The organism is Fusibacter sp. 3D3 (assembly GCF_001748365.1).
Lineage (GTDB): Bacteria > Bacillota > Clostridia > Peptostreptococcales > Acidaminobacteraceae > Fusibacter_A.
The window spans coordinates 183,416-198,753 of the sequence record NZ_BDHH01000001.1; the positions used below are offsets into that span (position 1 = coordinate 183,416).

The 15,338-nt window shown below is 38.9% G+C and carries 14 protein-coding genes; 6 read left to right on the plus strand and 8 right to left on the minus strand.

Features of this window, described 5'->3' with window-relative positions; all coding sequences use genetic code 11:
* Nucleotides 1-6 precede the first annotated feature (6 nt).
* Complete coding sequence (locus tag F3D3_RS00775; protein WP_069870254.1) at nucleotides 7-726, minus strand: SWIM zinc finger family protein; 720 nt, start codon at nucleotides 724-726, stop codon at nucleotides 7-9.
* Nucleotides 726-3,377 carry a DEAD/DEAH box helicase gene (locus F3D3_RS00780; RefSeq protein ID WP_069870256.1) on the minus strand — a complete coding sequence of 884 codons (2,652 nt, stop codon included), beginning with the start codon at nucleotides 3,375-3,377 and terminating at the stop codon, nucleotides 726-728. The genes F3D3_RS00775 and F3D3_RS00780 overlap by 1 nt, the downstream gene beginning before the upstream one ends.
* Nucleotides 3,378-3,535: 158 nt before the next feature.
* Here F3D3_RS00780 and F3D3_RS23960 point away from each other — a divergent pair, with 158 nt between their 5' ends.
* Nucleotides 3,536-3,700, plus strand: coding sequence for an isochorismatase (locus tag F3D3_RS23960; protein ID WP_175438254.1), 165 nt, complete (start codon nucleotides 3,536-3,538; stop codon nucleotides 3,698-3,700).
* Nucleotides 3,701-3,781: 81 nt separating this feature from the next.
* On the opposite strand, the gene F3D3_RS23965 is transcribed toward F3D3_RS23960, so the two are convergent.
* The 3 genes from F3D3_RS23965 to rsgA form a co-directional block, all read right to left on the minus strand.
* A complete protein-coding gene (locus F3D3_RS23965; RefSeq protein ID WP_069870258.1) occupies nucleotides 3,782-4,045 on the minus strand; it encodes a hypothetical protein in 264 nt (87 codons plus the stop codon).
* A 239-nt stretch (nucleotides 4,046-4,284) separates the two neighbouring features.
* Nucleotides 4,285-4,662 carry a hypothetical protein gene (locus F3D3_RS00790; protein WP_069870260.1) on the minus strand — a complete coding sequence of 126 codons (378 nt, stop codon included), beginning with the start codon at nucleotides 4,660-4,662 and terminating at the stop codon, nucleotides 4,285-4,287.
* Between the two features lies 1 nt (nucleotide 4,663).
* Nucleotides 4,664-5,773 (minus strand): ribosome small subunit-dependent GTPase A, encoded by a 1,110-nt coding sequence (rsgA, locus tag F3D3_RS00795; protein WP_069870262.1) that lies wholly within the window; start codon nucleotides 5,771-5,773, stop codon nucleotides 4,664-4,666.
* A gap of 536 nt (nucleotides 5,774-6,309) precedes the next feature.
* Between rsgA and F3D3_RS00800 the strand changes: the two genes are divergently transcribed.
* Complete coding sequence (locus F3D3_RS00800; RefSeq protein ID WP_069870265.1) at nucleotides 6,310-7,641, plus strand: uracil-xanthine permease family protein; 1,332 nt, start codon at nucleotides 6,310-6,312, stop codon at nucleotides 7,639-7,641.
* An 18-nt stretch (nucleotides 7,642-7,659) separates the two neighbouring features.
* Here the strand turns inward: F3D3_RS00800 and F3D3_RS00805 are convergent, their stop codons facing one another.
* Genes F3D3_RS00805 through F3D3_RS00815 form a run of 3 tightly spaced genes read right to left on the minus strand, consistent with a single transcriptional unit; the run spans nucleotide 7,660 to nucleotide 10,799 of the window.
* The gene (locus tag F3D3_RS00805) at nucleotides 7,660-8,832 is read right to left on the minus strand and encodes an ABC transporter permease (RefSeq protein ID WP_207645329.1); all 1,173 of its coding nucleotides are present in this window, start codon (nucleotides 8,830-8,832) and stop codon (nucleotides 7,660-7,662) included.
* A 50-nt stretch (nucleotides 8,833-8,882) separates the two neighbouring features.
* Entirely contained in the window at nucleotides 8,883-9,566 is a 684-nt protein-coding gene (locus F3D3_RS00810; protein ID WP_069870267.1) for an ABC transporter ATP-binding protein, read from the minus strand.
* Nucleotides 9,567-9,581: 15 nt separating this feature from the next.
* Entirely contained in the window at nucleotides 9,582-10,799 is a 1,218-nt protein-coding gene (locus F3D3_RS00815; protein WP_069870269.1) for an efflux RND transporter periplasmic adaptor subunit, read from the minus strand.
* 147 nt (nucleotides 10,800-10,946) lie between these two features.
* On the opposite strand from F3D3_RS00815, the gene F3D3_RS00820 reads away from it, so the two are divergent.
* From F3D3_RS00820 to F3D3_RS00835, 4 genes are all read left to right on the plus strand, one after another.
* Nucleotides 10,947-11,606 carry a response regulator transcription factor gene (locus tag F3D3_RS00820; RefSeq protein ID WP_069870271.1) on the plus strand — a complete coding sequence of 220 codons (660 nt, stop codon included), beginning with the start codon at nucleotides 10,947-10,949 and terminating at the stop codon, nucleotides 11,604-11,606.
* Nucleotides 11,596-13,344, plus strand: coding sequence for a HAMP domain-containing sensor histidine kinase (locus F3D3_RS00825; RefSeq protein ID WP_069870273.1), 1,749 nt, complete (start codon nucleotides 11,596-11,598; stop codon nucleotides 13,342-13,344). The genes F3D3_RS00820 and F3D3_RS00825 overlap by 11 nt, the downstream gene beginning before the upstream one ends.
* A 46-nt stretch (nucleotides 13,345-13,390) precedes the next feature.
* Nucleotides 13,391-13,993 (plus strand): TetR/AcrR family transcriptional regulator, encoded by a 603-nt coding sequence (locus F3D3_RS00830; protein ID WP_069870274.1) that lies wholly within the window; start codon nucleotides 13,391-13,393, stop codon nucleotides 13,991-13,993.
* A gap of 304 nt (nucleotides 13,994-14,297) precedes the next feature.
* Nucleotides 14,298-15,278 (plus strand): DUF5692 family protein, encoded by a 981-nt coding sequence (locus F3D3_RS00835; RefSeq protein WP_069870276.1) that lies wholly within the window; start codon nucleotides 14,298-14,300, stop codon nucleotides 15,276-15,278.
* The last annotated feature ends 60 nt before the right edge of the window (nucleotides 15,279-15,338 follow it).

A 15,338-nucleotide genomic window follows, 5' to 3' on the forward strand; every position in this document is an offset into this window, starting at 1 on the left:
TACTTCTTATTCCAGTCCAAATAACTCAGATAAATCTGCTTCAGCAATTTCACGGTCGCTTTTCTTGCCTGCATTTTTAAGCATATTTTCAAGCCTGCTCTCCATGGATTTCTGGATGAGTGCTTGTCCGTCTAAGTTTCTGAGTTCAAAAAAGAGCATGGGGTCTTGATCTAATTTGGCGCCAATGCCATACAGTACCGCTGCCACATGCTTGCACATGTAAGCCCAATCGGGACAACTGCAATTAAAGTGAATTTCATTAGGGGATGGAAACATGCCATATTGTTTATCGATAAATAGGACCTCTAACGCTTTTGGAAACTTGCCCTCAAAGAGTTGTTCCAGAGAATCTATTCTGTGATTGCAGAGTTCTACCACACGCGCCCACTTTTGACTGCTGAGCGCATCAATGGTTATGTTCACCTCATAAGGTTTTGAACCACTGCCTTGAACTTTTGCCTTCACAATGCCCTTGGTTATTTTTAAGTCTAAAACACTATTGTTGCGCACATAACTTTTGCCTCTTGCAATTCGATTGCTGTAATCGGCATAACTTTCAAGATTCGAGTTCCAGGATTTGCCCCACCAGTTTTTAGCAATCGTTCTCCCCTCGATGATAATAGGCTCAATATCTGGATTTTTCTTTTTTAATTTTTCATAAGCCCGAATGGCTTTTTCTTTCTTTTCTGCCACAGATTCATATTTTGGAAATCCATAGTATCCCATTATACATCACCACCTAGCGCAAACATCTGCATCAATTCGGCATTACTATACTCTGTAAGCCATTGTTCCCCATTTGAACTCAAGATGTCTCCCGATAATTTTTGTTTTTCTTCAATGATTGCATCAATTTTTTCTTCAATCGTGCCCTTAGTGACAAATTTGTGAACCATGACATTTTTAGTCTGCCCAATTCGAAAAGCTCTATCTGTTGCTTGATTTTCAACTGCTGGATTCCACCAACGGTCAAAGTGTATCACATGATTTGCCGCTGTTAAATTGAGGCCTACCCCACCTGCTTTAAGCGAAAGCACCATGTAAGGGATGTAATGTTCACTGTTGAACTTTGCCACCATTTCATTGCGTTTTTTTACGGGTGTCCCTCCGTGAAGTACAAATCCCTCTTTTGAAAAGATTTCACTTAATAAGTCTGCAATAGGTTCTGTCATTTCTCTAAACTGTGTAAAGACAAGAACGCGTTCTCTTTTTTCATGTATGGTTTCACAGATGGCTCTCAATTGCTCAAACTTACCACTATACGCCTCTTTGTACTCTTCTCTGCCCAAATACTGATCTGGATGATTGCAAATCTGTTTAAACTTCATAATACTAGATAAAACAAGTCCCTTTCGCTCAATGCCTTCCGCTTCTTCAAGTTTCTCAGAAATTTGTTCTAATAACTGTTTATAAAGTGCAATCTGCTTTTTAGATAAAGTCGTATATGCATTCATTTCCAGTTTATCTGGTAAATCTGCTATGATGCGCTTATCCGTTTTTAACCGCCTCAATATAAAGGGTTGAATCATTTTGCGAAGCTTTGCATAACCTGTCATATTATCCGCAAGTTCTTTCGTAAAGTTTGTGAACTCTTTCGTGGTACCCAGTAACCCTTGATTTAAAAAATCAAACAGGGACCAAAGATCACCTAATTTATTTTCAATCGGAGTGCCCGTCATCGCGATTCTCATTTTAGATGGAATTGCTTTAATCGCTTTTGTCTGTTTGGTTCCTGGATTCTTTATGGCTTGCGCTTCATCTAAAATCAAATAGTCCCACTGTATCTCCTTGAGCGCTTCTAATCGAACCGCCATCCCATAAGTGGTGATATATAAAAAAGCTTCTTCTCTAATTTGAATCGTTTCAGCGTTTTTCAAATCACTTTTATGAAGGATCTGATATGGCATTTCAGGTGCAAATTTCTCAATTTCATTCTTCCAATTGCCGATTAATGATGCGGGTAACACAAGAAGTGCGGATTTGGCATTACGATTTCTTTGATACTCTAAAAACGCAATCATTTGGACGGTTTTTCCAAGTCCCATATCATCTGCTAAACAAGCCCCAAATCCAAGCTGTGACATCTGATTAAGCCAGTGATAACCTGTTTCTTGATACGCTCTTAAATCCGCATGAAATGAGGGTGCCGTAGCGACTTTTTCGATTTTAGTGGGATTGTTAAGCCCCTCCTTCACCGATCTGAGCCATTGTCCGTTGGATACTGTGATATCGAGTTCATCTTCTGGAATCTCCAAAAGCGCGTGTACATTTAATTCCAGTCTCATGGCTTCACCAAGAGATAAAAACTTATCCTGTTTTAAACCCTTTATTTTATTAAAAGCATGAAGTACAGCTTCCAGTTTACTTTTATTGATTTCAACCCATTTGCCTTTATATTGAACAAGACCTTCGCCCATTTCTAAAAAGGCACGTAATTCTTGCGCCGTGATCTGCTCATCACCCATGCGAAGCGTGGGTTCAAAATCCATAATGGCATCGAGTCCGACCTTTGAAGGTTCTTTAGCACCTACTGCAACGGATACCCCAACTGCATTGTATTTCTTCTTCCACCAATCTGGAACTCTACACATGATGCCCGCTTCTTCGTAAATTTCTATTTCTTTCAAAAGGGTATAGGCCTCTTCCGCTGTGATTTTTAAAGGTGAAAACAACTCGCCACTTTCGAGCAAATTTGAAATATAAGCACTTTTTTCAGCAGCCTTAATTACCGTTGAAATAAGCGAAAACAATTTTTTTTCATCACCATCGAATTCTGCTAATGCATTTTTAAGAGGCGTATGTACCGCACGCTTGCTTTTAACAGGCTTTGTCGAATAAGTGGCCATAAAGGCAAACGGATAGTCACCTTCTTTATTTTCCACCAGATGAAAAAAGATTCTTCCCGCCACATTTATATTAGCATTGTGTTCTGCAAAATAACGGGCTACAGTCCCTTCATATGTTTTAATTTCTACTTTAAAAACATCCAGCAAGTGTTCCCATAAGCCTTTAATCCAGTGCTCATCCACATATTCCATGCCAATTACAAAGGGGATTTCCTCTTTTAATTTTTCTAGCTCATCTGCCATGAGCTCAACTTGAACCAAATCTCTATTGAACTCAATTTCCGATTGCTGACTGAGTTTTTTGATCAAAAGTGCTGTAATATGGTAAAGATATTCAATTGAAGGTGAAAACCAACTCTCTTTTTCTAAAAATCCCAAGTGAAATAAGGCACTGTATTTATCATTTTCAAATGCATCAGTCCATTTTTTAATGTTTTCATCTGATTGATTTTCAATTTCATCCATTACAAAAGCTTCTGGTAAAAAGTAAGCTTTCAGCAAATGCATCTCTTGTGCTTTTAAACGTGTCATTTGTATTAATCTCCCATTTATTTAATCATTATCTGCTAATAACTTGGTTATTCAAATTCAGCCATCCAACACTTCACAGCATCTGATGTCATGCGCAGATTATTAATCAATCTATAACTTATGATACTCGGCGGACTGCTCTCAAGCAAGCGTTTTCTTTGGGCTATGATATTTTAATTCCTAGGGGGACAACTACGACTTTTGATAATGACTATTTATCTAGTGAAAAACTCTATGAGTTTTATCATGAGAGCATTTGGGATAAGCGGTTTGGGAAGGTTTTAGATGTTGAGGTGGTTAAGGGGATTTTGGTTCAAAATTAGAAACTGTCTTTCAGCATAGTATCATTCTACATCTCGATTATACGTCCCTTTTTCCTTTCATCTATCCCACAATTGCAACACTTACAATAATAATCCCCCAACAATCTCGCGAATAGTTGGGATTTCCCCAAGTATCAGAAAAGCCAGTACAATCCCATAGACGGTCTCTAATGATGAAACGATATCCGTTAAGATGGGCTTTACTTGAATAAAAAGCAGAAACGTCATAATCACGTTTCTGCTTTTTAACTGCTCTTTAAAAAAAAGCGGCTTAAGAAATGTAATAAATAGAGGAAAGATCGCAATTGCAGGCAATATGATAAATTTAGCAAACAGCCCTGCCATACCAAACAGGAAAACAGATTATAGCATTTGACTGCTTGAATTATAATGCCCTATTTGAGTTGATCACTTAAGCTTATAACTAAAGTTAATTATTCTTATCACCTAAAAATAAAATCTAAGCAATCTTGTCTTAGAATACGCCCCAGCACTTTCCATGCTCTTTTTCGAGTTGTGATTGTAGTACCAACACCCTGAACGTGCCTTTCGGCCATTATTTTCAACAATCCCTTGCAAGTGCTTTAAGTTAATGGTTTATCTGTATAAACTGAAAAGTAGGCTTGTTTTTCTACTTTGGTAAAATGGTCGATACAGTGACTCAAGAAGAATTCATCCCCTGTTACTACGAAAGCATTCGTCACCTGTTCAAAATGTTTAATCCTTTCAAAGAGTTCTTGTCCCTGATTGGCATATGCTTCTACCACATGGAAAAGCGTAATCATGGATTCGTTATGAATGGCGAAAAAGCCCACGGGCTGATCTTCACTCACAAACTGATAATGGCGACTCGCCAATATGTGATCTTCCCAATAAGAGTCAATCGTAATATTATTTTGCGATATATACGCTCTTACCTCTAGTTCAATATCCGACCATTCACACTTTTTACATTGAATCATTTTAATAGTCCTCCCTTGCACGTTTTATAATCGTATTTTTATGTTCTTTCTTGGTATGATAGTGACTCTGCGCTTTATCCATTGCCCTTGTCTTTTGTTTAAGCTTTTGATCCAGATGCTTTTGTTCGTTTTGGAGTTTTTTCCAACTTTCCCAATGCGCCTGCTTCAGTTGACCTGATTTTAAAGCCTCTTGAATCGCACAGCCCGGTTCATGTCTATGACCACAGTTGCTAAAACGACATGACATTAACAACTGCTCTATGTCTCCAAAAAAATGAGACATCCCCTCTTCTGCATCCCAAAGCGCCAATGACCGCATTCCAGGCGTATCCAGTATCAGACCCCCCTCCGGCAGAAGAACCAACTCTCGATGAGTGGTGGTGTGACGGCCCTTGCTATCGTATTCGCGGATATCTTGTGTCTCTAAAATTTCAGAGCCCATTAGAGTATTTACCAGTGTTGATTTTCCAACGCCGGATGATCCTAAGAGTGCCACTGTGACCCCCGCTTTAAAATAAGGTCTTATGGCAGCGATACCCTCACCTGTGAGGGCGCTGATCGCATGGACATCCACACCCACCGCAATCTCGTTGACCTTCTGAATATTTTCAGCAAAGTCATCGCAAAGATCACTCTTTGTCAAAACAACAACGGGTGTTGCACCGCTTTCCCATGTGGCGATCAAATAGCGTTCAAGTCTTCTAGGATTAAAGTCTTTGTTGAGCGACTGCACTAAAAATACAATATCCACATTTGTTGCCACGATTTGTTCTTTAACCTCGACGCCAGCAGCCATCCTCGAAAACTTTGTCTTTCGATTCATAAGACTTTCAAAATGGGCTTCGTCTTCCTGATAATCATCTGCCGTCATTAAAACCCAATCGCCAACAGCGAGCTGGACATCACTTTGTGTAGGTCGCCCTAACCATTTCTCCCCGTGTTCTGTGATGACTTTAAAGCGTTGACCATAATCCAGTAGAATTCGCCCACGGTGTAATTTTTTTTGTGAATTTTGAGACTTATTTAAGATTTCTGTCCATCGTGATTCCAATTGCATGTTCCAGCCATATGCGTTTAAAGTCATTATTTCTATATCATTTTGTTTTTTCAAATTTGCCTCCTTGGCAGTATAAATAATTTTCCAAAATATGGATTGTTGTAGGTGTAAAAAACCCGCAGAACGCTCTTCTGCGGGTTGTACGGATCAATTACTTTTTCGGCTAAAAAAGGGCATAAAAAAACACGCCTTCTTCGCGCGCACATTTTCCACGTTATAGATTGCTCAATTTTTGGTACTGCACCCCTCTGTAGGACACAGAACCCTTTATTCAGTTAATGTTTTAAGACCTCAATTAACGATTTTCTCATAATAATGCTCCTTTCTTCGTGTTCATAGCAACACACTAGAATAATGCTACTTCTTCATCATAAAATACACTTAAAGTTTTGTCAAGTATCCGTTTTATTACGAAATACAGATGAGAAAAAGGCGTCTATAAAATCACGAACATTTTTTTATATTTTTTTTGCTTCGTTCTATTGACTAACGGACATTAAATCATTAAAATATTTTACTGTAAGGTATTATAAAAAATACGATTCATTTTCAATCGCTTTGAATTGATGAATTTAACCCTAGGAGGCAAAATGAAAAAAGATGCTCAGATCTATGATATCGACGGTATACCCCCGTTAAGGACGGCGATCCCACTCGGTTTGCAACATGTATTGGCCATGTTTACAGGAAATGTGGCACCCCTTATTATCCTTGCTAACGTGCTCGGGTTACCCGTCGAGGAAAGATCATTTCTCATCCAAGCGGCTATGTTCGTGGCAGGCCTTACCACTTTGATACAGCTCTATCCTATAGGTCCAATTGGCGCACGTCTGCCAATCGTTCAAGGCACTAGTTTTGGTTTCTTGCCTACCTGTATTGCCATTTCAGCGAAATACGGTCTTGCGGGTATCTTAGGGGCAACTTTTATCGGTGGATTTTTTGAAATGGGCCTAGGTGTTTTTTTAAAGCCACTTAGAAAGTACTTTCCACCCGTTGTTACAGGCACTGTTCTATTATCCATCGGTCTTTCTTTACTGCCTACTGGTATCAAATACTTTGCGGGTGGTGCTGGCGCACCCGATTTTGGTTCGCTTTCTAATCTGCTACTGGGCACTATTGTGCTCGTTACGATCTTATTTTTTAAACAATTTACTAAGGGCATCACGAGTATGTCTTCTATACTCATCGGCTTATTCGTCGGCTATCTTGTGGCAATTCCCATGGGAAAAATAGATTTTACTGCTGTTAGTACTGCTGCATGGTTTGCATTTCCAACGCCTCTTAAGTTTGGGATGACCTTTCATTTAGATGCGATTATTGCGATGCTCTTGATGTATATTGTAACTGCTGTTGAAACGGTGGGCGATATTTCTGGGATCACCATGGGGGGCGACAATCGTGAGGCCACTGACAAAGAACTTTCTGGCGGGGTTATGGCAGATGGTCTTGCGAGTTCTATTGCCGCTGTTTTTAATGTGCTCCCCAATACTTCTTACAGCCAAAACGTCGGGATCGTTACTTTAACAGGTATCATGAGTCGTTTCGTCGTTGCGATGGGTGCCGTTTTCTTAATTGTTGCAGGTTTGTTCCCTAAAATTGGTGCGGTTGTTGCGATTATGCCTTCAAGTGTTTTAGGTGGCGCAGGAATCGTCATGTTCTCTATGATTGCCATCAGTGGGATCAACTTGATTACTAAAGATGCGCTTAAGGGTAAAAACAGCATCGTTGTTGCGGTTGCACTTGGCCTTGGATTTGGTTTAGGTTCCGTTCCAGAAGCACTGGTCAATTTACCTGAGACATTAAAATTGATTTTTGGTGGTTCAGGCATCGTGGTTACAGGTCTTATCGCCATTTTTCTAAACATCATCTTACCTGAAGATGAGAGTGTATCCGCCGAAAGTTTAAAGGAAAATGCGGCTTAAAGCGTAAATTTGTAAATTTTATTCATATCTCAAAGCATCAATCGTGTTCAGCTTAGCCGCTTTATTGGCTGGATAAAGGCCAAAGAAAATGCCAATTAGAGCTGAGAAGAGGAATGCGCCACAGACGACTTTGATGTCAATGACTAAAGGCACATTCATGAGTTTTGTGCCTATAAATGCAAACCCAATACCCAGTACGATGCCGATTAACCCGCCGATACCAGATACGATAATGGATTCAATCATAAATTGAGCTAAAATTGCCTTCTTTTTAGCGCCTATGGCTTTCCTTATGCCAATTTCTCGTGTTCTTTCTGTCACCGAGACGAGCATGATGTTCATAATGCCAATACCGCCAACGATTAGGGATATCCCTGCAATTGCAGCCACAAAAGTCGTGATCGTGCCAGTAAACTTGTTCATCATCTTCATCTGGCTTTCCATCGTTTGAACCTGATAATATCGCTTGCCAACGGCATCGTGCTTTTTCTCTAAAATGTTGGCAATCCCCTCAACGGTATTCTGGACATTGGCCTCTTTTTTCACATTGAGTTCTAGACTGGTAAAACTTTCATTTTCGTTGATTCTAGCCCCAATGGGCAACAAAGTATAGGCATCGAATGTACTTTCCGAAGCTCTCGATAACGCTTTTGAATCTTTTGAAAATACACCAATAACTCTAAAGGGTTCCGTTTGACCATTTACATCGACTAACAGCATCTGGCCTAACGGGTCTTCATTACCAAAATAGTTTTTAACCATCTTTTGAGCAATGACAATTTGTTGACTCTCATTCGCGATGTCTTTCTGATTAAAGAATCTACCTTGAACGATGTTCATATTTTCAATATGTTGATAAGTTTCATTCACAGCGGAAAACGAGATTTTATAGGTGTTTTTTCCTTTTACAATAGAACCGTTAAAACTTTCTACAGGAGAAATACCTTCCAGCTTATCGCCATATATCCGTCTGATCATTTGGATATCTTCAGCAGTTATATAATAAGTGCTATAATCTACGTCATTGCTTTCATCTTCATAGCTGCTGCCCACGTAGATCATTGCACGGTTGGTCCCATAGCTTGAAAATTCTTTAGTCATCATCGCTTTATTGCCATTCCCTAGAGTGACCAGTGCAATCACTGAGGATATCCCTATGATGATCCCTAGCATGGTCAGTAAAGTTCTCATTTTGTTCGCTTTAATGGCGGCAAAGGCCATTTTCATACTTGCTTTTATATTCACGTTTTCACCGTCTTTTCATCTTTAATAATGAGTCCGTCTTTCACTGTGATGACTCGATCCGTTTGTGCTGCGATTTCTGGCTCATGGGTGACGACGACAATCGTATGCCCCATTGCATTTAAATCTTTCAGAATGGACATCACTTCATCTGTTGTTTTAGAATCCAAGTTACCCGTTGGCTCATCCGCTAAAATAATTGCAGGGTCGCACACTAAGGCTCTTGCGATGGCAACCCGTTGCCTTTGCCCCCCAGAGATCTCATTGGGTCTATGCCCCGTTCTATTGGAAAGTCCTACCAGTCTCAACGTTTCAAGCGCTTTCTCTCTTTTGTTTGCATCTGAATATTTGCTGTAGATTAAAGGCAGCTCTACATTTTCAACGACAGTCAATTTAGGTAGCAAGTTAAAGGATTGATAAATAAAGCCGATCTTTTCGTTTCTGAGCTCAGATAGAGCATCATCTGAAAGGTCCTTTGTCATTTCACCCTCTAGTTCATAAAAACCATCCGATGCGTTGTCCAAGCAGCCTAAAATATTCATTAAAGTAGACTTTCCAGATCCAGAGGGCCCTATAATTGAAACAAATTCCCCTTTTTCAATGTGCAGATCAACACCCTTTAAGGCTTCAAATACGATATCACCCGTTTGATAAACTTTCCTCAAGTTTTTGATTTTAATCATACCCGCCTCCTAATCTTAATACAGCCCCATACTGCTCGTGTCTTCAGATACAGAATCTGATTGCTTTATTTCAACCTCATCGCCTGTGTTAACTTCATCGCTGATAATTTCCACAACAACATCGTTGGTGATGCCTGTTTTTATGGTGATCTCCTTTGTGGTGCCATCTGCTTGTTTCACAGTGACATACTCTTCACCGTTTTGCCTTTGATTAACAGCTTCAATGCCCACTGCTTTTACAGCACTTTTTTCTGAAGTGATCAACTGCACATTTACCGAAAAATTGGGTCTCAATTCAGGTGCTACTTGATCCAGTGTAATTTTAATTTCTACATAAGCTTGCTTTTTACCCTCAAGAGTCTTAGATCCAGGTGAGATAAAAGTCACTGTGCCATGATATTGTTTTCCTTTTGAAGAATTTGCTGTAACCACTGCTTGTTGGCCGATCTGAACTTTGTTAAAATTGGCTTCTGGAATATTCGCCGATATCACATTTTTTTCAAAATCAGAGATCACCATGATATTGGTTTTAACCGCTTCACCCTCTGTCGCTATAATTTCAGTGACCACACCGTCAATGGGTGCTTTTATGTTTGTATCTTCTATTTTTTTCTCTATTGATCCAATTTCATTTGTTAAGGTCTCAATTGCCTTTTTTTGAATAAACAAATCTTCTTTTCTATTGGAATTATTGACTTGATAAAGCGCATTTTCATGTGTTACTTTAGCGTTTTCATAAGCCGTTTGACTACTCTCATATTGACTTTTACTGATAATGCCAGAATCCAATAAAGCTTTGTCCTCATCCAATTTCTTTTTCGCAGTTTCCAGAGCTTGTTCTGCCGTCTTTGCAGTATTAATCAAAGTGATATCACTGCCCTTTTCAAGTTGCTTCAATTTAGCCTGATCGATTTCCAGTTGTATTTTCTTAGCCTTTAGCTGATCTGTTAACGACACTTTATCCATTTCTGCGATCACATCGCCCTTTTGCACCCGATCGCCAACTTTTACACAAATACGCTCTAAGACTTCCTCTCCAAGTGGTTTGACATTGCGCGTTGATTCAGTGACAATTTTTCCGTTTACATAAATGATATCTTGTATATCTTGCGCCTTCACTATAGTCGTAGGCACATTAAACTGTGCATCGCTGTTTCCACTACTGGAATTCTTTAAAATTAAAAAACCGCCTACTAAGATTATAGGCGCTAATAATAGAATCAATTTCTTCATGTTGCCTCCTCATTTACTTTATCGATACGTTAAGTCTAACCTTATTTTGTATCCAAACGATATCCAAGAAGTATAGATGCTGTAATCAATCTATATATAAGATGAACTGTTGGCTTTTAGTTGCTATAATAGAATCAGGAGGTGCTTATGTATCAGATACTGGTCGTTGAGGATGAAGCGCGCTTAAGAGAATTCATCAGTTTATACTATAAAGCAGAAGGTTATCACGTCACTGAAGCAGAAAATGGCGAAGTGGCACTGGCCCTTTTTAAAAAAAACACCTATGATTTAGTGGTTCTGGATATTATGATGCCTAAGATCGATGGTTATGAAGTCTGTCATCAAATCAGAAACAAGTCAGATGTCCCCGTTATCATTTTGACGGCCATCACCACAGAAGAAAGTGAATTGAGGTGCTATGACCTCGGTGCTGATGACTATGTGACAAAACCCCTAAAAGGTAAAACGCTCGTGGCAAAGTCAAAGCGCCTACTGGAAAGATATTTGAAATCTGAAGTATTCGCCTATGAACACTTGTCTTTGGATTTCAAAAGTAGACTCTTAAAAGTGAAAAATGAAATTATTGATTTAACGCCCAAGGAATATGAGCTTTTACATCATTTGATCGCCCATAAAAATATAGCACTCTCAAGAGAAAGCCTTTTGGATGCGGTGTGGGGCTACACTTTTTATGGTCAAACTAGAGTTGTTGACAACCACATTAAGAAAGTGCGCCAAAAATTGGGGGCCTATTCTTTTTTAATTCAAACTGTATCGAAGGTAGGGTATCGATTCTATGTTCAATAAATGGATAGACAAAATCACCTCTAAAATCTCCACAAAGATTTTTTTATTAACCGTCTCTATTGTCATCGTCATTTTGCTCATTCAAAGCTTCCTGTATATATTTGTTATTGATGAAGCTCACTATTTTACTAAGAAGAACGTTCTTGAAAAAGGATTCAAGACCTTCTTGAATGATATCAAAGATAAGCATTATGATTTGGAGTATATTAATCTTGCCACAAGGGATTACATAAAAGCCACTGGCAATCCCATTATCATCATGCAGGGCAAAACGAAAATCTATACCGAAGCACCTATAGAATCCTTCACAAATATAATCACGGTTACAAAGGAGACTCAATCATACAAAATAGTATTCGATGAAGACATCCTTTCCAATATTTCAAGTGATCAGGTTAATATTGCTGCCACGAAAATTTCAGATCATTATTATTTTGCATTTGTGATTACAAGTGATGATTTGAGCTTCGACGCCATGGCGTATGATGATGATGATGAAAATATAATCGTTTTAACCCAAGCCAAAATTGTCGATTATCAATTTGCACCCTCTGATATAAATATGAATTATATGAATTTGTATCAAGAATTTTTATATTTTGATAATCAGTATGAAGAAACTCCAATCGAAGTGATTCAAAGCTTTAACTACGATCATTATGACGTGAATGCAACTACCCTTTATAACGGGACCCATTATTTTAACAATGGTGAAATTTTTTACGTTTTAACTTCTAGTACGATTATCGACTTACGTGACCAACTTAAGTTCATCGCTTCGTTTAATTACTTTTTATTTTTCATAGGATTGGCACTGGCCATTCTACTCTCAAAAGTGATTTCTAACACTCTATCAAAACCCGTAATCCAGTTAACTGAAAATGCAAAGAAGATGGCGCATTTAGATTTTTCACAGAAAACGGCGATCCATACCCATGATGAAATTGGCTCTTTAGGAACAAGTTTAAACACCTTATCCGATCAATTAAAAGCAAATATTTTAGCACTTCAGTCTAAAAATGAAGAGCTCGAAATCAACTACAGGCTCAAAACTATAGAAGAGCAACGCGCTAAAGACTTAATCCTTCATCTGTCCCATGAACTCAATACCCCTTTGGGGATCGTGTCTGGCTTCAACGAAATTTTAGCAGATGGCATTAACGATAAAGAACCCCTTTACTATCATGATGCCATCGCAAACGAACTGGAAAGGATGAATACCTTGATTGGCGATATGCTGGAACTATCCGTTCTTGAAAGTGGACAGTATCCATTGACATTCGAAGAAGTTGACGTGCCTGCCATCATTCACGAACGCATATCGCATTTCGAAGAAATTTTCAATGCCAAAGGCATCAAGCTGACCCTTGACTTATCTCAAGAAATTGTTATGGCCAATTTTAAAAAAATGCATCAAGTGATCAACAATTTTATTTCAAATGCATCAAAATACACCGATGCCGATGGCAAATATCATATATATGATACGCTTTCAGGGGATAAGGTCTATTATTACTTCGTCAATACCACTTCTATAGATGTGGAAAATGTGTCGATTTTATGGGAAAAATTCTACCGTACTCAAAAAACGAATGCTCGAAGTGAAACGGGTAGTGGTATTGGTCTATCCATAGCCAAAGAGATTCTGAGCCTTCACGAGAGCGATTTTGGGATCATCCAAGGGGAAAAGACTTTGTCATTTTATTTTTCACTGAATCGAATTCCCAAATCATGCTGAATGCGTTTTATGATATAATAGAAGAAAATACCATTTGGAGGACCTTATGAGACCCAGTGCTAAAGTGACTATCATGAATACCTTTAGACAGCTCATTCAAAATAAATCTATCGATAAAATAACGGTTACCGAAATCTGTGAGAAAGCCGAAATCAATCGTCAAACTTTTTACAATCATTTCAGTGATCTGTTTGATATTTTTAAGCACCTTTTTCAAGCCGAAATTTTTGAAGAAATTGCTCAAAATAAAACCTTCGAGACTTGGTGCGGCGGCTTCCTAGCGACACTTAACTATTTAAAACTAAATTCTCGCATGATTCTCAATGCCTATGAATCTTCCTACCGCTCTGAGGCGGATGTCTTCTTTGTCGGCATCTGCAATCAGCTTTTGGATCGCGTGGTGGCAGAATGCATGGCAAAACTGAATATTGATCTTATCGAACAAGATTTGCGTTTTATTGTCAATTTCTATAGACATGTCTTTACGGGTCTTATGATGGATTGGGTAAATGAAGGTATGAAAGAAGTGCCTGAAGACCTCCTTAAAAAACTTCAAATTATGATTGATGGCAGCATTCCAAGATCTGTTGAGGCTTTTGCTGAAGAAGAAAAATATTATTGGGGAACACGCTGTGCCCCTAAACTTTAGACAAATAAAATGGCGTGTCCATAAAAAGTGTCGATATAAGCTGAACTCTATTTTGTTCAACATCAAAGCGTATACTCAGTCCGCTTCGCTACCTTCGTAACACTTGCACAATCCTATCGGATTGCATTCAGTGGGAGTTCGGACTCCCACTGAATTAGGAAATGAACCCCCACTTTGAGAAGTGGGGGTTCATTTCCTCAAGGGTTATATCGACACTTTCATTTTTTTGTCTATTGAATGCCCTTTGATAAAAAATATACAATACACATGTGGCATAATACTATTTTTTATGGAGGTTTAAATCATGTTTACATTTAATTATGCAGAGGGGGCCACGCTTTTAGGGGTGTGGGGTGTTTGGCTTGTTGTTTTTGCTTTACTCTTTGGCTTTAATGAAGTGGCGAGAAGATCTAAATGGATTGGCCTATTTAGTTTTGTAGCGCTTCCAGCGTTTTTATCAATACTCTGGTTTACGTCAATGAAGGATACGACTTATACAGACTGGTTCCACTTGGCTAAAGTTTATTCTTCAACCGCAGGCTGTATTGGCTTTTGGTGTATTCGTCATGTCCGTTTTACTTCAAAACGCACTGGTAAAGCATGGCGCTTATCGGATAAGAAATGGGCACTTTGTTTTCCACCACTTATCTTAGCGATCAATATCTTGGAAGCCGTTCTGAGAGACTTTGAAGTGGGGATGCACTATGCTGGCGGTGGCATTTTAGCCGATGAAGCGATGTACGTTTTAGGGGGCCCTTGGAACTATATGAACGGTATTGCAGGTCTTTTAAACATCATTGCCATCACAGGATGGTTTGGCATCGTCATCCGCAAAAAAACAAAAGAAGACAGCAGTATGGATATGCTCTGGCCAGATATGCTTTGGTTCTGGATCATCGCATATGACATCTGGAATTTTGCTTACACCTACAACTGTCTTCCAGGTCATTCTTGGTACTGTGGATTTGCACTTCTTTTGGCCCCAACGCTTTGTGCCTTCACAGTCGGCAAAGGCGCTTGGCTACAACACAGAGCGCAAACTTTAGCGATTTGGTGTATGTTTGCACAAACGTTCCCTTCCTTTATAGACAAAGGACAGTTTGTCGTTTCATCCACTTATAACCCAACCATTATGTTCGTTGTTAGCTTTATAGCACTTGCATGTAATGTCGTTCTCATTAGCTATATGGTTTATAAAGCAAGTAAAACTAACCGTAACCCATATCTTGGTGAGCTTTATACAGATCTTGCTAAGTACAAAGAAATCGCTGCAATGGCAGAATAATTGGACTTCAATTTTAAAAAATAAAACATAAAAAGAGTTGGATTATTAGCCCTAACTCTT